This is a genomic window from Listeria grayi DSM 20601 (assembly GCF_000148995.1).
Taxonomy (GTDB): domain Bacteria; phylum Bacillota; class Bacilli; order Lactobacillales; family Listeriaceae; genus Listeria; species Listeria grayi.
Genome location: NZ_GL538353.1, coordinates 286,598 through 305,088 on the forward strand (window position 1 = coordinate 286,598; position 18,491 = coordinate 305,088).

Consider the following 18,491-nt stretch of genomic DNA (forward strand, 5'->3'; position numbering starts at 1 on the left):
TCTAAAAATTAAGTTTTTTCAGAAAATAAAGGGGGATTTATATTGAAAAAGGTAAATCGAAAACTATTGGTAGGAATATTGGCATTGTTAGTCGTATTCGCGACAGCATGTGGAGGAAATACAGCAAACGGAAGCAATGGTGGTAAGGTGAAACAATCCTTTACCGTAACATCCGCAGCAGAGATCTCGACCATGGATCCGGCACTTGCGACGGATACAACTTCTACATTGGCAATGAGCCAGGTCTATGAAGGTCTATACGTGCTAGGTAAAAAGGATGAATTCGAGCTTGGCGTGGCAGCGAAAGAGCCGAAAATCTCAAAAGATAAGAAAACTTACACATTTGATCTTCGCAAAGATGCCAAATGGTCGAATGGCGATCCGGTCACTGCTGATGATTTTGTATACGCATGGCGGAAAATGGTCGATCCAGCAACCGCCTCACCAAATGCAGATGTCTTCTCCGGCGTTATCAAAAATGCGGAAGCCATTTTCCAAAAGAAAAAACAAGTAGATGAATTAGGCGTGAAAGCGATCGATAAGCATACCTTAGAAGTGCAATTAGAAGTTCCGATTCCATATATCAAGTCCATACTTTCATATTCCGTGTTCTTCCCTAAAAACCAGAAATTCAACGAAAAACAGGGTAAAAAATACGCTAAAAGTTCAGATAATTTAGTTTATAATGGGCCATTCCAATTGGCAAATTGGAATGGAACTTCGAAAGAATGGTCCTACAAGAAAAATCCGGAATACTGGGATAAAAAGAAAGTGAAACTAACCGATGTCAATGTAACTGTTGTAAAATCACCGGGAACGGGCATCAATCTTTTCAATACCAACAAAGTAGATGTTATCAACAAATTGGATTCCGAATATGCAAAACGGTACCTCAATGATAAAAATTTCAAATCCGTACCGCAGTTCGTCACATTCTTTTTGAAACTAAACCCGGAACGAAATGGCAAAAAAACACCACTTGCGAACGAACATATGCGCAAAGCAGTTGCCCAAGCATTTGATAAAAAACAATTCACCGATCAAGTATTGAGCGATGGTTCTACCCCGACAGATCAGCTGATCCCGAAAGGTCAATCCAAAGGTCCAGATGGTAAAGAAGACTTTACAGCTGCTGCAGCAAAGGCGAATGACTACCTGACATATAACAAAGCAGCTGCGCAAAAAGAATGGAAACTTGCTCAGCAAGAATTAGGAAAAAATGTAACGCTTGAATTTTTGACAGATGATACAGATATCGCGAAAACATCCTCTGAATATTTCCAATCACAACTAGAAACCAATCTGCCCGGCTTGAAAGTCAAAGTGAAAATGGTTCCGTTCACGAGCCGCGTCCAACTGGACAACAAGCATGACTATGATGTGGAACTTGGCGGCTGGGGAACCGACTACCGTGATCCACTGACAGTAATGCGCATTTTTAAATCAGGCAGCGGCATTGGTGGGATTGCTTATAATAATAAAGCTTATGATAAATTGATCGATGCTACCCGCACAGTGGACGCAACAAATAATTCCAAACGCATGGAAGACTTTATCAAAGCGCAAAATATGCTGATCAACGAGGATACCATGCTTGCACCGATTTACAACCGTTCCGCAGCGATCTTGTCGAGAACAACGATCAAGGATATGTACTGGCACGCATTTGGCCCAGATTACAGTCTAAAATACGCATTTGTAAAATAAACAGGAAGCGGTCGATGAGCCAGGCGAAGGGAAAAATCCCCTTCGCGTGGCTTTTGGCTGTTCAGAAGGGCAGGGAAATCATGACACATGCTTTATTGATCAAAAACGCTCGTTTGGAAACGAATTATAATACCAGCAGCGGCAGAGTTATAAGTACAGCAACCGATTATTTTGATATCCTCGTAGAAACAGGAAAAATCATGCAGATCGCAAAAGAAATCATTCCATCAGAGAAAGATACGGAAATCATTGATGCAAACGGCGCACTGATGCTTCCAAGTTTACGCGAAATGCACATCCATATTGACAAAACTTACTATGGCGGTGAATGGCAAGCAGTAAGACCAGCGACAAACGGTATCTTCACGCGTTTTGAAGAAGAAAAAGAACTATTGCCTAAACAGTTGGCAACGGTACAAGAACGAGCAGAAAAAGTGATTGAGTTGTATTTGCGCCATGGGCATACGCATATCCGCACACATTGCAACGTTGACCCGTATATCGGTACCAAACACATCGAACTCACAAAACAAGCCTTAGCAAAATATAGTGATCGCATCACCTCTGAGATCGTTGCATTCCCGCAACATGGACTGCTCCGCTCGCAAGTGACTGGCTTGATGAAAGAAGCGATGCGCATGGGTGCTGACTTGGTCGGGGGTGTTGATCCCTCTACAGTTGACGGTCATATCGACCATTCTTTCCAAACGATGATGGAGATCGCAACGGAATTCGACAAAGGCCTGGATATCCACCTACATAATCCGGATACGCTTGGTGAATATGAATTTTATAAATTAGCTGCCTATACTGAAAAAGCCAACTGGCAAAATCGTGTGACGATCAGTCACGGCATTGGGCTTGCCGATTTAGAGGGACAAGCATTAGACGAAATGATCGCGCGTTTAGCAGAAGTAGGAATCGATGTCACATCAACGATCCCGATCAATCGACGCACAATACCGGTAGAAGCGTTGTATGACGGCGGTGTTTCTGTTTCTGTAGGCCATGACAGCTTGACCGATCACTGGTCGCCATTTGGCACAGGCGACACGATCGCGAAGCTCAACTTGCTCGCAGAACGTTTTAAATATCTTGACGAATATTCGCTTAGCCGGACATTGCGCTATGCAACGGGGGGAGTCACTCCTCTAAATGAAGCAGGCGTCCAAGTCTGGCCACAGCGAGGCGATCGCGCTGACTTCATCTTAGTCGACGCTGAAAGTACAGCCCATTTGATTGCTCGAAAACGGCATATCCATTATTTAGTTGCAGGCGGAAAAGTAGCTTACACAAATGAATCGCCGAAAAGATGGGAGGAAGTCTGATGGGAACGACCTTGTTGAAAAATGTCCGCTTAGAAGTCGGCGAAGAGCAACTTGATACCGGGATCAAAACTAAAACAGAACTTTTCCATGTCATGATCGAGGCAGGGAAAATAACAGGAATATCACCAGCAGTTGAGCCGATAACCGCTGAGATAGCAAAAACGATCGACGCTAAAGGGAAATTAGCAGTCCCGAGCTTTAAAGATATGCACAATCATTTGGATAAAACCTATTTATCATTGAATTGGAAAGCCGCAGTTCCGGTTTCAAGTTTGCGGGAACGTTTGATATTGGAAGCGGAGGAACTTTCCTTATTAGCACCTTCTACCAAAGAACGTGCCGAAAAAATGATCAAAAGTATTATCAGCAGAGGGACAACGCATATCCGCACACATGTCAATATCGATCCTTATATTGGGTTGAAAAATTTAGAAGGAGTTGCTGCAGCACTTGCCGAATTTGATGATATCCTCACCTATGACATCGTGGCATTCCCTCAACATGGCCTACTTCGCCATGACGTTCCGCAATTGATGCGGGAAGCGCTGCGCAGTGGTGCGACCATGGTCGGTGGACTTGATCCAGGTGGTATCGATCATGCGGTCGAACGCTCGTTAGCGCAGACCATGGACTTAGCTGTGGAAAGTGGTAAGCCAGTTGACATCCATTTACATGATAATGGGCATCTTGGTAGTTATACAGTCGAAAGTTGGTTACAATTAGTAGAAGACAGCCAAGAAAAAATAACTAGTGCTTTCAGCCATGCTTTCTGCCTCGGCCAGATCGGAGTAGGCGAACGGCAGGAGATCATTACGCGACTGGCAGCGCAGCAGATGGAGATCTTGTCTACGATCCCGATCAGCTTAGGAAGTACACTGCCACCGATCGACGAACTTACACAGGCTGGAGTACCAGTCCATCTCGGTTGCGACGGATTTTATGATTCGTGGAGACCATATGTATCCAGTGATATTTTAGAAAAAGCAGCACACTTCTGTGAACTTACGCGCAAATCCGATGAACGCGGCCTCCGCGCTGGTTTGCGTCATATCACAGGCGGCATTACTCCCCTTGATGCAAAAGGTAATCAAATCTGGCCGAAAATCGGAGACGAGGCAAGCTTTGTTCTCGCAGATGTTGCCAGTTCAGCTGAATTGACGGCTAGACGACCACAAAAGCGGCAATTGATCGCGCGTGGAAAAGAAGTAGAATGGGAAAGGTAGGAATTTTAAAATGACAAAAACACAATGGTTCCAAAATGTATCAGTCGAAACGGGCTTTATCAATGAGAAAGGCTACGTCAATCGTGCAAAATTAGAAACAAAACATCTGCAAGTACAAGATGGCAAAATCATAAAAATCGTTGCGGGCGAGCTCCCGGCAACAGCAGGTGAGGAAGTTATCGATATGAAAGGTCAGCTTGTTTTGCCTGGCCTTGTGGAAAAGCATTGTCATTTGGATAAAACAAAATTAGGAACAGACTTTGAACCAGTATCGCCGGCAAAAAATATCGTCGAACGCTTTGAATCAGAAATCAGCCAATTAAATGCCCTGAAGATCGCGCCAGAGAAACGGACAGAAGCTTTACTGGATATTGAAATCGATCATGGAGTTTCTTTCTTCCGTTCGCACGTGGACGTGGAACCAGCCTGCGGATTAGATTATCTGGAAAATGTAAAACGCGCTATCCAAAAATACAAACATCCGATCGGCTACGAATTGATCGCTTTCCCGCAACACGGCTTCCTGCGTTCCGAATCACAAAGCTTAGTTAGACAAGCTCTCGAAAACGGTGCAACGATCATTGGCGGTGTGGATCCGTATACACTTGACCAAGATTACAAAAAATCTTTGGAGCAGAAGTTTGAGATCGCCGCCGAATATCAAGCCGGCATCGACCTACATGTCCATGACCGCGATGAAGCTGGAAAAGCAACAATCAAGGAAATCATCCGCTTGACAAAAGCATATAACTGGCAAGATAAAGTCAGCATCAGCCATGCTTTTGGCTTGAATGATTTTACAGGCGAAGAACGCAAGACCGTTTTCCAAGCACTTGCTGATGAAAAAATCCATATCATTTCCAGCATTCCGATCACACCGAATACGATCCCGCCATTAGTAGAACTACAGTCTTACGGCGTCCCAGTACACATTGGCTGTGATAATGTCTATGATTCTTGGTCCGCATACGGTGACGGCAATATCCAAGAAAAATTGGCGCGCTATGGCGAACTTTTCGGCATTAAAACGTTAGAAGGAATGACAGCCAGCCTTGGCCTCGTAACAAATGGGATCACGACATTGAATCCAGCAGGAGAACCAGCATGGCCATTCGAGGGAGCAGAAGCAACTTTCCTCTTCACAAAAGCAAACAGTTCAGCAGAATTCGTCGCTCGGCAAACAAGCGTCACACATTCCTACTACCAAGGCGAAAAAATCAAATAAACCCGTAAAAACAAGGCGTTCTGAAACAAAACACTACTTTTTTTAGACATAATCCGCTAGAATATAGAAGAGACGAAAATAGAAGTGGTGAGAAAATGATAATCAAAACAGAAGAAGAATTAGCTGGAATCAGACAAGCAGGCAAAGTCTTCGCGGAAATCCGTGAAAAAGTGATTGCCCACGTTGCGCCCGGCATCACAACCAAAGAATTAGACGATATAGCAAAAGAAGCATTTTTGGAAGCAGGAGCGATCTCCGCACCAAAAGAAGACTTTCAATTTCCTGGTTACGCATGTATCAGTGTCGGCGATGAAGTCGCACACGGAATCCCCGGCGACCGCGTTATCCAAGATGGCGAACTAGTAAATATCGACGTATCCGGCGCTTATAACGGCTATTATGTCGATACAGGCAAAAGCCTCATTGCTGGATCAGTCACCGAAAAAAATAGTCAAGCCGCGAAACTAGTACAAGACACAGAAACAATTTTCAACCATGCCTTGAAAGTTATCAAAACCGGCACGACCCTACAAAAACTTGGTCGAACAGTAGAAGAAAAAGCGGAGGAACTAGGCTATAAAGTGCTTGAAAACCTGACAGGCCACGGCGTAGGTCATTCGCTACGTGATAAACCAGACTATGTTTATAATGTAGATGCTTTCTGGGATAAACAAAAGCTGAAAGAAGGCCAAGTCATCGCCTTCGAACCCTTCATTTCCACAAAGGGAATTGAAGCCGAACCAAAAAACAACGACGGCTGGACACTCACTGCCGGACCAGATTCGCTAGTTTGTCAGCTAGAGCATTCGCTGATTGTTCGTAAAGACGGAGTTGAGATCGTCACTGCGTAAAATGGATAAGGATAGTTTCTAGTACAATAAATAAAAGCTTTGATTCCCTTCAGAATATATCGAAAGGAATCGAAGCTTTTTTGGTATTGTAAAAATATCGGAGGTAGTAAGGAAAGGAAGTTAACATTATTTGGAAAGAAGCACTGCTAAAACAGGAGCTTCTTATTTTTGAACTATGTTATTTACAGAGGTATTTACTGGTTTATCACTAGCTTTAGTTCAAAGCGCGAAGAGATCATCATGCATAATAATCTTTAAACAGTTTTAATGCCAACGTATGCATAAAAATACTTTTTTTATATCTATTGTAGCCTAAAATAGTAATCTATAATATAACAAAAAAGAATTATTTATTTTAAGCAGAGCATTATCTCAGATAACTAATAGAAGTGCACTATTAACCACGACGCAAATCGCGGCCACCAAAAAAATCAGGCTTTAGCGTGATCGGGCGTTATTTGACAGGAGCAGTAGGTACGGGAGATAATAGGAGAAATAAATATCTTACTGTAGAAGAGATCAATAACATCGTGAATGCTGGACGGTCTATTTTTCCGTTATATGAAGATGGTGGGTATGAAACAGCATATTTTACGGAAGTACAAGGGCTGCAAGATGGCTATAAGGCTGGGGAAGCAGCAAACTAAAGGCACGGTCATCTATTTCGCAGTAGATGTCGATTTTCAAGAAGGCGACATTGATGGGACAGTTATTCCTTATATTACGCAAGCGAAACAAATCTTGTCCACGTACGGCTATCAAACCGGAATTTATGGAACGCGAAATGTCTGCTTACATGCGCAAAAAAGTGGCATCAATTATTTCCTTGTAGCGGATATGTCCACTGGTTGGAGCGGTAATCTAGGATTTAGAATGCCAGAGGGTTGGTGTTTTGATCAATTCTATGAATTTACAACAAGTACGGGATTAGATCTTGATCAAGTAGCTTCTTCCGGAAAAGATCCTGGCTGTAAGGAGTTCGTGGTGGATAACGATAATCAATTAAATGCACGCGCGCATCAATTGATTCAAGCGATGCCCCTATTCCAACCGTTTGAAAATATCGTGTTTGAATTGGATCAAACGTATGGGCCTTATCAACTCCCTGGATTAGATTTATGGATGACGACGAAAGAGGGATGGTCCAATATTACCGATAAGGAATTACCGTTTGAGATTAAGAATGGACAAATGACCAGTCGTTTTCAAACGGAAGTTGCAGACCTTTACCGCAGCCTATATGGCGAATTATACTATACGAATGTTGTGAATATGGTCAATCGGGTAGCAGCAAAAATCCAAGAAGGAACATTGGTTTGTGGGCTAGCTACTCGCAGTGAAGAGCCTGATCAAATTGGCATGAAGATAACGGCCAAGTGTAAGGTGAAGCAGGGCAATGCAGAAACAGAAGTAGAAATAGGATTGGAATGGTATTATCGTCAAGTTACGGGGGATGCGCCATATCCGGCTGCAGAGTATATCGATAAATTGCAAAAGGTAAAGGATCCAAGCTTGGACTATGCAGCTAACTTGCCAGGAATAGTGATGAATTCCATGGTAGGGGCCGGAATAGCCTTCCTAACTATTTCCATATTAATTGAAATATTTTCTTTTCTAGTATTTGCTGTATAGATTAAATAAGTAGGAGGAAACCACTTGTTCGGAATATTGACTTTAAATAAATTTGTAGCATTATTTATTTTTCCTAGTGTAGTCATCTTTATATTGAGAATATTTTATTTTGTTAAAACTTCAAAGGATGATAGAAAAGAAATCAAAATTACTGGAAAAAGCGCTATAAAAGGTTATAGAAAGCAAAAAAGGGTGCGATATATTCTTTTTAGGATATTTCCATTTGTTTTGATATTTTTTTCTGGGTGGTATGCATTGGGATTTATAAGTGAATATGTAAGGCTGGCAGGGATTATTCGAGACAGGTCGTTAGCACATGGATATGCCACCAATTCGCTAACGGGAATGATTCTGGCTGGTATATTAGAGGTATTATTCTTTGTCAGTCTTTCAAGAGGTTTCGTGAAAAATACTAGTATTTTAAAAAGGCACCTTCAAGGAATCACTATCGTATATGCTATAGGGCTAATTTGTACAATTATTAGTTTTTTAATATTTATGAAACTAAAAGTCTATGTTTAATGGCAAAATATTGTCTCGATAGAGAGGCTGAAGCATAAATTGTTTTTTGATTTATGTTTCAGCTTTTTTAATATTTTAATAGAGCATTAGAGTATACGATAATGGTAAAAGTATAAAACATTGGTATACTCTATTTTATAAATAAGCAATAGAGTTGCGCAAAATAACAAAGTGATTCAACTTAATGTGGTTAGTTCAAGTACTGAGAATACTCAAAAGGCTATCAAAAAATTGTATAGCAGCAATAAAAAGTTCTCCCTATCTGTAGTTGACATGACAGCAAAAGTTAAAGGCGGGGTTATTCAAAAAAGCACACCAATAAAAAGTAATAAGAATGGCGTAAGCAAAAAAACAGATCTATTTGTGAAATCATGTGCAATGAGATAGGGAAAAGACCAAAGACACAACAAGGAGGGCATTATGACAAGTAAATTAACGATGGGCTATATGTTAATGGTAGTTACATTAATATTAGGCTGGCTGGGCGCAATTGGAAATTATGGTTCATTAGGATTTGAAAATGAAATAGCGATTCTCTTGATTTTTTCAGGTCTGCCATTAATTACCGCGTGTTTCTTTTTCTATTTAATAAAGATGAAAACGTTGCTGTTATTAAAAGTATTGAATGTGATATTGCTAGTAAGTGCTATTTTTATTGCGTTTTCAAACGGGGTCGCTATCTTAATTGGAATTGCTTCCTCTCACTCATAAAACCACATTCCAGAAAGACTGGTACAAAAACGTTACGCGCACGCCTGATTGCTGGGTACTCTTTCTATCCATGTGAGAATTTCTTTACATCGGTAGAAGATAGCGGTAGTTTAAATCCTTTGATGCCTTTTCTATTTTCTACACAAAAAACTAGAATCTCCCCTGGCAAATGTTTTATAATAAAACCACCTGGCTATCCTCTTTTTTTAGCATATCAAATGAGGAGATGAATAAGATGAATGGCAAATATCGAAATGGACAGATAAAAATGGAAGATCATGACGGTTTCCGTTCGTATTATTACGAAAACGGTGTTTTAAAAGCAATTGGTCATTTCGATGGGAAAATGCAGGGAGAGTGGCGTTTTTATCGGAAAAGTGGAAAACTATGGCAGGTTGGTCATTTAATGGACGATTATAAACATGGTCCGTGGCTGCGCTATGATCATAACGGGAAAATCGAAAAGGAAACGTATTTTATCAATGGGAAAGCGCAGAAAGACAAGGGAGAATAGCCGGAGACATCGCAATACAACACGAGAATTCAACTTAGAAAGGAAGTTTACAGGTGGCAAGATTATTAGTAAGATGTGGAATGATGCCGTATGAGCCGATCACCGCGATCGACATGCTGGCGAAAGATCGGATGGGTTCCAATAGTGGCAATTTGGTTTATCAGCATAGTGTGATCCGGACATTGCTGACGGAAGAAAATGAAATTTTTGCAGATGGGTACCTGATCGATCCAATGCAAGCAGAGCAGATCAATGCAGATTATGATGCTTACATACTTCCGCTGGCCGATGCTTTTCGCCATGATTTTCGGAAAAAGCTGCGGGACTATGCGGAGCTGTTCAACCGTTTAACGATTCCGGTCTATGTGATCGGTGTCGGATTGCGGGCACCCTATGAACCAAACTTAAAGGAAGGCTTTGCATTTGATGAAGACGTTAAAGCTTTTGTGTCAGCGGTTTTGAACAAATCGCAAATGATTGGGCTGCGCGGACAGATTACAGCGGATTATTTAACTAGATTAGGGTTTCAAGCAGAAATGGATCATACTGTGATCGGCTGCCCCTCTCTATATACCTTTGGTGACACGCTACGGATCAAGCCATTGAAACTAGATTCGCAAGCAGCTATATCTGTAAATGCAAGTAATGTATCTTTCAAGCGGGCTGTAGATTTTTTAGAAAACATTACTCATACATATCCCAATCACTGCTTTGTACCGCAAGTATATCCGGAACTATCACTGACTTATTTAGGTGGTCCTTCCATTCGCGGAACAGCGCCTAACTATCCGCACCAAATCACTTCTGATTTGTATAAAAGTGGGAAGGTGAAATTCTTTTTGAATGCTGCTACTTGGTTTGAGTACATCAAACAGGCGGATCTTAGTGTTGGCACGAGACTGCACGGTAATATCGTTGCAACGATCAATGGCACGCCAAATATTACGATCGTCCAAGATGCTCGAATGCGGGAATTGGCGGATTATCATCAGTTGACAGCCGTTTCTGTGCAAGAGGTCCATGCTGGAACTAAACTCACTGATTTAGTGGAGCAAGTGGATTTTCATTCAGCGGAAAAAGTACACGCAGCACGATTTGCACATTTTATTGCGTTTTTAGATAAGAACAACATCAACCATATTTACCAAACAGATCACCAGCGGAAAACGGCGCCTTTAGATCAAATAGTCGTAAACACTTCCATGCCGGAAGCTGTAGAACCGATCACGGCGATTTCTGATGAAGCAAAACTCATTCGGCTGCAACAAGGGTTAGATGTCCAAAAGGAAAAAACGGACAATGAAAAACGGCAGTTACTAGAATTTTGGCAAGCTAAAACCGCAGTGCTGGAACAAACACGGAACGCCAATGGTCTGAGAAGCGTATTACCAGAAAGTTTGAAAAAACCGATTCGCCGTACGCGGAACATTGCGAGCCGAATCATTGGCAAATGGAAATCCCCTTTTGATATGATAGACAAGAATTAGAAGGGGGCAAGAGAGATGTATCCAACCATTACCAATGAAGAGCTGGAAGCCGCATTGGCGGAACAGCCGCAAATCGTATTAGATGTAAGAGAAACAGCCGATTTTGATGAGGCGCATATTGACGGTGCTGTGAATATCCCGATCAATGAACTGGCAGCCAAGTATGAACAGTTAGATAGAACAAAACCGATCTATGTGATTTGTTATTTAGGCGGGCGTTCGCAAATCGCTTCTGATTTTTTACAAACGCAAGGCTATCAAGTAACCAATGTTTCAGGGGGAATGAATAATTGGCAATCAGAAACCACTTCCTCGTGAGCAATCGAATCTAAATGGAGGTTTTCAAAATGGCGGAGAAAAAATGGAATCCTAAAGTGGATGAATATCTGAGTACGGTTCAAAATTGGCCGCAAGAAATGGAGCGTCTGCGTTCGATCCTGATTGATTGCAATGTTGAAGAGGAATTAAAATGGGGCAAGCCATGCTACACATTTGAAGGGAAAAACATCGCGATCATTCAGGGTTTCAAAGCCTACGCTGCACTTTTGTTTTTTAAAGGCGTTTTGCTGAAAGATCCGGACAGCATTTTGATCAAGACCGGTGAAAACACGGAGGTAGGACGGCAATTGCGGTTTACAGATGTCCAAACGATCAGTGATATGGAGCCGAGCATCCGGAGTTATATTGCAGAAGCGATCGAAATTGAAAAGGCTGGACTGAAACTGCCACCGAAAAAGCAAACCGAGATCGCTGTTCCAGAAGAACTGCAAGCCAAATTGGCCGAAGACCCTGCTTTTAAAACGGCCTTTGAGGGATTGACACCTGGCCGGCAGCGGGCTTATATCCGCCATTTTGCAGAAGCTAAACAAGCGAAGACCCGTATTGCCCGTATTGAGAAATATGCACCTAAGATCTTGGCTGGTAAGGGAATATTGGATTAAATAACATAAGAAAAGTATCCGGAAGCGCTCCGGATACTTTTTTTAATATTGTTTGACTTCACTTGCCTTATTCACATTAATGATATAAGCACCATTCAGTTTCTTCATTAGGTATTTCATGTCGTTTTTAGGAACTGCCACACAACCTAATGTGTAGGTATACTTTTTATTATCGATATGCAGGAAGAAGGCGGAACCTTTTCCTTGCTTCACTGGATGCATATTATATTCAATGACCATCGCATATTGATATTGACTTGGATAACTTGCTAAATGTTCATCATTTTTGCTGTGGTATTTATTTTGCCAAGTATTGTATGTTTTTCCTTTGGTGCCGCTCCAATAGGAATTAGATTTTATCTTGCGGAAAGGAACTTTGGTACCCGGATTGGATGTACCGAAAGCGAAGCCCAATTTATAGCTGCCTTTCGGTGTTTTTGTCGAACTTTCGGATGCCGTTCCGACGCCACCTTTACCAACGATCCCTTTCATCGTCCGGACTTTCTTCCATTTCTTTTTGCTATCTTTCTGCCATAAGATGACAGTCGCTTTAGTTGTATTGTTCGCTTGAACAGTCAAGATCTGTTTGGTTTTCTTAGCTGTTTTAGTTTTAGAAACAGTTGTTGCGCTGAGAGGAGCTGTTTTTGTCACTACTTTCGATGCTTTTGCGGAAACATAGCCGGTTTTGCTGCCGACTTTTATCTTATTGGCACCTTTGGCGTAGCCTTTGCCCTTTGTCCAGCTGATATAGGTGTAAGTTTGTCCTTTTTTGGCCAGTTTCAGTCGTTTGGAATTTGGATTGGCCTTTTGATTGATATAAGTAGAACTATCTGTTATTTTAACTTGCTTGCTGGCCGCTTGCGCAGGTGATGACACGAGCAGCGCGCTGCCGACACTTAATAAAAGTATGAAAATCCCCAGTATGATTCGCTTCATATTTCTTTATCCCCCATCCTTTTTCGATCATGGGTTCATTATAGCATGAAAAAAAGCGGTTTCTTTTTGCGGTTTGGTTAAAAGCAGGTAACAATGCCATAAATTTGTTACACCTTATTCTGCTTCTTGCGGGCTCGTTTGGTTTTTATGGACCCGTCTGGCAAGTGTTTCAAGAATGTAAACGGCTGGGAGCTGGGATGTGATGTTGGCTTCTTGATACATTTCCTTATTCATATAATAAGAAAGATTGACATCGGAAATTTTGGCGATCGTGGAGTTGGAACTATTTGTGACGGAGATGATTTTAGAATGGTGCATTTTCAATTGATTGATATAGCTGATGATATCTTCATTTTCACCGGATACCGATAGAGCAAACAAGCAGATCTTTCCATCTAATCGTTCGGAAAGGTTATAGATCGGTAGGTTGAGCGGGTCTTCGATGTGGAGCGCTAGGGTAAATAAGGAAGAGAAAAACATGGCGCCATATTCTGCGATCGTACCGGAAGAACCGATGCCGGCGAATAAAACAAGGTCGACATCCTGCAAGATCCCAACTGCTTTATCCAGTTGATTCTGAAAATCGGGCTGCGCGGTTCGTTTCAGAAATTCGATGTAGGTGAGTTCATCCGGAACTTCCACTGAAGTGGGATGGGCATTCATTTCTTTGGCAAATAACTGCAGTCGTAATTTGAATTCCGAATAACCGTCGCAATCGAACTTTTTGCAGAAGCGGAGAATGGTAGTGGTACTTACATGCGTCGCTTCTGCTAATTCACGGATACGCATATAAATGACTTTGTCCAAATTGGTGGTGATATAATTATAGATCTCTACGTCAATATCTTTTAAATCGACATGATAGGGTAAAAATAACATCGCAGTTCCTCCTCATAAACTATAAAACCAGTATAACACTAAAAAAAGTAAAAAAAACGACTTGTTTTAAAATGGTAACAAAATACTAGAATTGAAAATTTTAACCGTTTACAAAGAAAGCCTTTTCATAAAAATAAATGTAGGCTATACTTGCGACAGCATAACAAAAGACAGAAGTTTTTTATGAAAAAGGAGGAGTTTAATGTGAATGGATTTATGGATTTTATGCAAGACAAAATGATTCCACCGCTTACAAAAATCGGGAATCAGCGCCATTTATTAGCAGTCCGGAATGGTTTAGTCGTTACATTGCCGGCTATCATCGCCGGAAGTTTGTTTCTGATTATCGGAAATATCCCGATTCAAGCTTGGCTGAACTTTTTGAAACCATACGAAGGCATGATCAATGCCGCGGTTATCGGATCGTTCGGGATCATCTCGTTGCTTGCTGCAATGGGAATTGGCTATGAACTCAGCAAAAGCTACGGCTTAGATGCGATCTCAGGAGCAGCATTAGCATTAATGGCTTTTATCATTACCCAACTAACGAATAAATTTGAGTTAGCAACGAGCGGTTTTGATTCCTCAGGACTTTTTACTGCTATCATTGCTGGCATCGTGACCACGGAGATCTATCGGTTTTGTATCAAACGAAATTGGGTCATCCGCTTGCCACAAGGTGTTCCGCCGGCAGTAAGTAATTCGTTTATTTCTCTCGTTCCAGCAGTTTTGATTTTATTTTTATTCTGGGTCATTCGTGTTCCGCTTGGCTTTGACGTTACCGTATTTATCCAACATGTTTTCTCGCCATTATTATTTGCTTTAAACAGTCTGCCGGGAATCTTGATCTACACATTATTAGTAAGTTTGCTATGGTGTGCGGGCGTGCATGGCGATATGACACTGGAAGGAGTATCCGATCCGATCTTCATTCAGTTCATTACAGCTAATGCCCTTGCTTATGCGCATCACCAAAGCCTGCCATACATCACCGCTTCTGGATTCTCAAGCTTATTTGTAAACGTCGGCGGGACAGGAGCGACATTGACATTAGTGTTATTGATGCTTCGTTCTAAGAGCAAAACATATCGAGAACTCGGAAAAGTAGCATTCCCGGGCGCTTGTTTTGAGATCAACGAACCAGTTATTTTTGGTTTTCCGATCATTATGAATCCAATCATGATGATTCCATTTATCTTCATTCCACTTGTTTTAGCAACACTAACTTACTTATTGATGGCATTTGGCATCGTCGGCAGACCAGTTACCCTCGTACCTTGGACAATGCCGCCGATCATCGGTCCGCTTATGGCAACCGGCTGGGATTGGAAAGCAGGTGTTTGGTCAGCGATCGAGATCGTCATTGCGATCGTTTGTTATGCACCATTTTTCAAAATGGCGGAAAAACAAATGCTTGAGAAGGAAAAAAGCGACCAAGATATTGCAACGCAGTCTGTTAACGCTTAAATAATCGAAAAGAGGGATAGAATGGATAAAAGATTAAAATTTTCGAGCATTATCGTCATCCTATCAATTATCGTTTCCGTTATTTGCTACTTTGTTTTCGGCGACCAGGAAACAGAAGCAACCGCGAAAAAATCAGCTGTTTCCCTAAAAACTGCCGCTAAAAAAGAAATCGCGATGGAATTGGTTTCCAGTGCAGAGAATTCAAGCTTGAAATGGAAAAAACAATACGCCTATATTGAAGATATCAAAGACGGCCGCGGCTACACAGCTGGGATTATCGGTTTTTGTTCTGGAACTGGGGACATGCTACAGCTCGTCGAAAGTTATACAAAAATGAAACCGCAAAATGTGTTGAAAAAATATCTGCCTGCTTTGAAAAAAGTAAATGGTACAGCTTCTCACAAAGGACTTGGCAAAGCTTTTGAAAAAGACTGGAAAAAAGCTGCCAAAGATAAAACTTTTCAAAAAGCGCAGAACAATTTGCGTGATAAAGTTTACTTCGACCCAGCAGTGAAGCAAGCTAAAAAAGACGGCCTGCGCACATTAGGTCAGTTCGTCTATTATGACGCGATCGTGATGCACGGACCTGATGATGGTTCTGTTCCGCATCCGGAAAGCTTCTACGGCATTCGCGAAGCAGCGCTCAAACATGCAAAAACACCAGCTAAGGGCGGCAATGAAGCGAAATATCTGGAAGCCTTTTTCAAAGCACGCGTGAAAGTAATGCGGCTTGAAGCAGCTCACGAAGACATCAGCCGTGTAACTGCGCAACGCAAATTTTTAAAAGAAAAGAAATACGATCTGCAAACACCACTGAAATGGAAAATGTATGGAACACCTTTTGTGATCAAAAAAGAACCAAAATAAAAATAGAGCACCGGAGCAAATAGCCCGGTGCTTATTTTAAGACAATTTGTCGCTACTTTTTCAAATCAAATCACATGCCACTAAACTAATAGATTTTTGATCATGGAATCTCATAAGACTATCTGAATCAAGCAGATTTCTTTCGCTTTCCAAAGCCGCATGATAGACTAATGGCTGCGAGAAAGGGGAGTTGTTATGAAAAAATATCCGCTGCCAATATGGATATTAGTCATCGGCGCATTTGCGATCGGGATGACAGAATTTGTAATTATGGGATTATTGACGGAGGTTGCTGCTGATTTAAATGTTTCCGTTTCCAAAGCAGGACAGCTGATCAGCATTTATGCACTAAGTGTCGCAGTTGGCGGCCCGATCATCGTGCTGCTGACATATCGCTTGAAGCGAAAAACGACGTTGCTGCTGTTGCTGCTTATTTTTATACTTGGAAATATCGTTGCAAGTGTTGCTGGAAATTACTCAGTGATGATGCTGAGCCGTGTGGTTACAGCGCTTGCGCATGGTTCTTTCTTTGGACTGGGAGCGATCATCGCGACTAGTTTAGTAGAACCAAAACGCCAAGCAAGCGCGATGGCCTTGATGTTTTCTGGCTTAGCTGTCAGTAATATTATCGGCGTACCATTTGGAACGATCATTGGTCAGCAATGGGGTTGGCGTGCTAGTTTTGCCATTATCGCCGTTATTGGAGTGATTGCTTTCTTGTGGATTCTTTTCTTTGTCCCAAACAAGAACACCCATCCGACTGGCTCAGTTCGAAAAGAACTGTCGATTTTAAAGACTGGAAAGCTGTGGATGTCGCTACTTATTTCGACATTCAGTTTCAGCAGTGTTTTCGCATTTTTCACCTACATCTCGCCAGTTTTACGAGAGGTAAGTGGGTATCACGACTTAGGTGTCGCTGTGATTCTGGTCATTTTCGGAGTTGGCGTAACGATCGGCAATCTTGTCGGTGACGGCTTGCGGATTGGAATATGGATAAAGGGTTAATTATTATTATTTTAGCAATGATCGGCTGGTAAATTATTTTATTCTTTATGCAATTCAGCTATTATTTGATTCCATTTGGTGTCTTTATTTTTGGTATTATCGCTTTTTCAGTTGGACCAAGTCTACAATTCCGGACCATGCAGGTTTCTAAAGATGCGCCTACGCTAGCAAGTACATTAAATCAGTCAGCAATGAATGTCGGTAATGCGCTTGGAGCTTTCGTTGGTGGGATCATTGTCGCGTTGTTGCCGCTTCAATGGCTCGTTTTGATCGCACCGCTTTTGACGCTGATCGGCTTCATTTTGCTGCTGATCCAATTGAAACAAACAAAAGCAAGCTAAGAAGCACCATGCCGCTCAAAGGTGGCATGGTGTGTTACGATGTACGAATACAGTGAAATCGATTACAATAGAATAGAAGAGATAGAATCGAAAGGAGCAACAGCCATGAAAATTATATTTAATGCAGATGATTATGGATTAACGAGAGGTACCGTTTATGGTATTTTAGACGCTTATAAAAAAGGAGTAGTTCGCTCAACGACGCTGATGGCAACGGGGGAAGCGTTTGACTTAGCGGTAGAGATCGCGAAAGAAAACCCTGGTTTAGATATCGGAGTCCACTTAGTAATGACTTCTGGAAAAGCGCTAACAAAAGGACTGCAGTTTATTACAGACAATGAAGATAATTTCCTTCCACAAGAAAAGTTTCGGGCAGAATTCGACTTGGAAAAATGGGGAGCAGAGATCGAACGGGAATATACCGCTCAAATCGAGAAAGTATTAGCAACGGGAATTCCTGTCACCCATTTAGATGTACATCACAATATAGAAGAATTTGTGCACCCGATCGAAAACAAATTGGCTGAGAAATATGACCTTGCGATTCGCTCACACGAGAGCAATACCACTGCAAAAGTGAAAGAGCCAGGCACATTCAGCAACCGTTTTTACGGGGAGCATGCCACTTTAGAAACACTGCAGGAAGTAATCAATGAACACCGCGATACGGATAAAGTAGTAGAATTCATGTGTCACCCGGCATACTTCGATAACCGTCTGAAAAACATCACGAGCTACAATATGGAACGAGTAGAGGAACTGGAGTTGCTGACAAATCCAAGAATCATGGAATTTTTAAACCAAGGTGAAATAGAATTGGTTAATTTTAGAGAACTATAGGGTATAAAAAAACTA

18 protein-coding genes and 1 pseudogene are annotated in these 18,491 nt (G+C 41.7%); 17 read left to right on the plus strand and 2 right to left on the minus strand.

Annotated elements, in window-relative coordinates; translation table 11 throughout:
• Nucleotides 1-42 precede the first annotated feature (42 nt).
• The 12 genes and pseudogenes from HMPREF0556_RS08840 to HMPREF0556_RS08900 all read left to right on the plus strand — a co-directional run bounded on the left by HMPREF0556_RS08840 (nucleotide 43) and on the right by HMPREF0556_RS08900 (nucleotide 12,141).
• Nucleotides 43-1,707, plus strand: coding sequence for a peptide ABC transporter substrate-binding protein (locus HMPREF0556_RS08840; protein ID WP_003757763.1), 1,665 nt, complete (start codon nucleotides 43-45; stop codon nucleotides 1,705-1,707).
• 14 nt (nucleotides 1,708-1,721) lie between these two features.
• Entirely contained in the window at nucleotides 1,722-3,035 is a 1,314-nt protein-coding gene (locus HMPREF0556_RS08845) for an amidohydrolase (protein ID WP_003757764.1), read from the plus strand.
• Nucleotides 3,035-4,258, plus strand: a complete 1,224-nt coding sequence (locus tag HMPREF0556_RS08850; RefSeq protein WP_003757766.1) for an amidohydrolase — start codon at nucleotides 3,035-3,037, stop codon at nucleotides 4,256-4,258. Before HMPREF0556_RS08845 ends, HMPREF0556_RS08850 begins: the two co-directional genes overlap by 1 nt.
• Before the next feature lie 10 nt (nucleotides 4,259-4,268).
• Nucleotides 4,269-5,483, plus strand: a complete 1,215-nt coding sequence (locus tag HMPREF0556_RS08855) for an amidohydrolase family protein (protein WP_003757769.1) — start codon at nucleotides 4,269-4,271, stop codon at nucleotides 5,481-5,483.
• 95 nt (nucleotides 5,484-5,578) lie between these two features.
• A complete protein-coding gene (map, locus tag HMPREF0556_RS08860) occupies nucleotides 5,579-6,334 on the plus strand; it encodes a type I methionyl aminopeptidase (RefSeq protein ID WP_003757771.1) in 756 nt (251 codons plus the stop codon).
• A gap of 443 nt (nucleotides 6,335-6,777) precedes the next feature.
• Nucleotides 6,778-7,966 (plus strand): annotated as a pseudogene (locus tag HMPREF0556_RS08865) (glycoside hydrolase domain-containing protein).
• 24 nt (nucleotides 7,967-7,990) lie between these two features.
• On the plus strand, nucleotides 7,991-8,488 hold the full coding sequence (locus tag HMPREF0556_RS08870) for a hypothetical protein (protein WP_003757776.1): 498 nt from the start codon (nucleotides 7,991-7,993) through the stop codon (nucleotides 8,486-8,488).
• 420 nt (nucleotides 8,489-8,908) lie between these two features.
• Nucleotides 8,909-9,199 carry a hypothetical protein gene (locus HMPREF0556_RS08880; RefSeq protein ID WP_003757780.1) on the plus strand — a complete coding sequence of 97 codons (291 nt, stop codon included), beginning with the start codon at nucleotides 8,909-8,911 and terminating at the stop codon, nucleotides 9,197-9,199.
• Between the two features lie 235 nt (nucleotides 9,200-9,434).
• Nucleotides 9,435-9,713: a toxin-antitoxin system YwqK family antitoxin gene (locus HMPREF0556_RS08885; RefSeq protein ID WP_040486695.1), complete on the plus strand. Its 279-nt coding sequence runs from the start codon at nucleotides 9,435-9,437 to the stop codon at nucleotides 9,711-9,713.
• A gap of 53 nt (nucleotides 9,714-9,766) precedes the next feature.
• Nucleotides 9,767-11,200, plus strand: coding sequence for a polysaccharide pyruvyl transferase family protein (locus HMPREF0556_RS08890; protein WP_003757783.1), 1,434 nt, complete (start codon nucleotides 9,767-9,769; stop codon nucleotides 11,198-11,200).
• A gap of 15 nt (nucleotides 11,201-11,215) precedes the next feature.
• The gene (locus tag HMPREF0556_RS08895; RefSeq protein ID WP_003757785.1) at nucleotides 11,216-11,518 is read left to right on the plus strand and encodes a rhodanese-like domain-containing protein; all 303 of its coding nucleotides are present in this window, start codon (nucleotides 11,216-11,218) and stop codon (nucleotides 11,516-11,518) included.
• A gap of 29 nt (nucleotides 11,519-11,547) precedes the next feature.
• Complete coding sequence (locus HMPREF0556_RS08900; protein ID WP_040486697.1) at nucleotides 11,548-12,141, plus strand: YdeI/OmpD-associated family protein; 594 nt, start codon at nucleotides 11,548-11,550, stop codon at nucleotides 12,139-12,141.
• Between the two features lie 42 nt (nucleotides 12,142-12,183).
• Here HMPREF0556_RS08900 and HMPREF0556_RS13050 read toward each other — a convergent pair whose 3' ends face one another.
• Both HMPREF0556_RS13050 and HMPREF0556_RS08910 read right to left on the minus strand, forming a co-directional pair.
• A complete protein-coding gene (locus HMPREF0556_RS13050) occupies nucleotides 12,184-13,077 on the minus strand; it encodes a L,D-transpeptidase family protein (RefSeq protein ID WP_003757789.1) in 894 nt (297 codons plus the stop codon).
• Between the two features lie 114 nt (nucleotides 13,078-13,191).
• Nucleotides 13,192-13,956 (minus strand): MurR/RpiR family transcriptional regulator, encoded by a 765-nt coding sequence (locus HMPREF0556_RS08910; protein ID WP_003757791.1) that lies wholly within the window; start codon nucleotides 13,954-13,956, stop codon nucleotides 13,192-13,194.
• 204 nt (nucleotides 13,957-14,160) lie between these two features.
• Here HMPREF0556_RS08910 and HMPREF0556_RS08915 point away from each other — a divergent pair, with 204 nt between their 5' ends.
• From HMPREF0556_RS08915 to HMPREF0556_RS08930, 5 genes are all read left to right on the plus strand, one after another.
• Nucleotides 14,161-15,423 (plus strand): PTS sugar transporter subunit IIC, encoded by a 1,263-nt coding sequence (locus tag HMPREF0556_RS08915; protein ID WP_036103362.1) that lies wholly within the window; start codon nucleotides 14,161-14,163, stop codon nucleotides 15,421-15,423.
• A 21-nt stretch (nucleotides 15,424-15,444) separates the two neighbouring features.
• Nucleotides 15,445-16,290 (plus strand): chitosanase, encoded by an 846-nt coding sequence (locus HMPREF0556_RS08920; RefSeq protein WP_003757795.1) that lies wholly within the window; start codon nucleotides 15,445-15,447, stop codon nucleotides 16,288-16,290.
• 195 nt (nucleotides 16,291-16,485) lie between these two features.
• Nucleotides 16,486-17,295 (plus strand): MFS transporter, encoded by an 810-nt coding sequence (locus HMPREF0556_RS08925; RefSeq protein ID WP_003757797.1) that lies wholly within the window; start codon nucleotides 16,486-16,488, stop codon nucleotides 17,293-17,295.
• A gap of 47 nt (nucleotides 17,296-17,342) precedes the next feature.
• Nucleotides 17,343-17,636, plus strand: a complete 294-nt coding sequence (locus HMPREF0556_RS13720; protein ID WP_003757799.1) for an MFS transporter — start codon at nucleotides 17,343-17,345, stop codon at nucleotides 17,634-17,636.
• A gap of 105 nt (nucleotides 17,637-17,741) precedes the next feature.
• Complete coding sequence (locus HMPREF0556_RS08930) at nucleotides 17,742-18,476, plus strand: carbohydrate deacetylase (protein ID WP_036103393.1); 735 nt, start codon at nucleotides 17,742-17,744, stop codon at nucleotides 18,474-18,476.
• The last annotated feature ends 15 nt before the right edge of the window (nucleotides 18,477-18,491 follow it).

Excerpts from the sequence above, each read along its gene's own strand:
- HMPREF0556_RS08845 (WP_003757764.1), top strand. The coding sequence starts at position 1,722 with ATGAGCCAGGCGAAGGGAAAAATCCCCTTCGCGTGGCTTTTGGCTGTT.
- HMPREF0556_RS08850 (WP_003757766.1), top strand. The coding sequence starts at position 3,035 with ATGGGAACGACCTTGTTGAAAAATGTCCGCTTAGAAGTCGGCGAAGAG.
- HMPREF0556_RS08855 (WP_003757769.1), top strand. The coding sequence starts at position 4,269 with ATGACAAAAACACAATGGTTCCAAAATGTATCAGTCGAAACGGGCTTT.
- map (WP_003757771.1), top strand. The coding sequence starts at position 5,579 with ATGATAATCAAAACAGAAGAAGAATTAGCTGGAATCAGACAAGCAGGC.
- HMPREF0556_RS08880 (WP_003757780.1), top strand. The coding sequence starts at position 8,909 with ATGACAAGTAAATTAACGATGGGCTATATGTTAATGGTAGTTACATTA.
- HMPREF0556_RS08885 (WP_040486695.1), top strand. The coding sequence starts at position 9,435 with ATGAATGGCAAATATCGAAATGGACAGATAAAAATGGAAGATCATGAC.
- HMPREF0556_RS08895 (WP_003757785.1), top strand. The coding sequence starts at position 11,216 with ATGTATCCAACCATTACCAATGAAGAGCTGGAAGCCGCATTGGCGGAA.
- HMPREF0556_RS08900 (WP_040486697.1), top strand. The coding sequence starts at position 11,548 with ATGGCGGAGAAAAAATGGAATCCTAAAGTGGATGAATATCTGAGTACG.
- HMPREF0556_RS13050 (WP_003757789.1), bottom strand. The coding sequence starts at position 13,077 with ATGAAGCGAATCATACTGGGGATTTTCATACTTTTATTAAGTGTCGGC.
- HMPREF0556_RS08910 (WP_003757791.1), bottom strand. The coding sequence starts at position 13,956 with ATGTTATTTTTACCCTATCATGTCGATTTAAAAGATATTGACGTAGAG.
- HMPREF0556_RS08920 (WP_003757795.1), top strand. The coding sequence starts at position 15,445 with ATGGATAAAAGATTAAAATTTTCGAGCATTATCGTCATCCTATCAATT.
- HMPREF0556_RS08925 (WP_003757797.1), top strand. The coding sequence starts at position 16,486 with ATGAAAAAATATCCGCTGCCAATATGGATATTAGTCATCGGCGCATTT.
- HMPREF0556_RS13720 (WP_003757799.1), top strand. The coding sequence starts at position 17,343 with ATGCAATTCAGCTATTATTTGATTCCATTTGGTGTCTTTATTTTTGGT.
- HMPREF0556_RS08930 (WP_036103393.1), top strand. The coding sequence starts at position 17,742 with ATGAAAATTATATTTAATGCAGATGATTATGGATTAACGAGAGGTACC.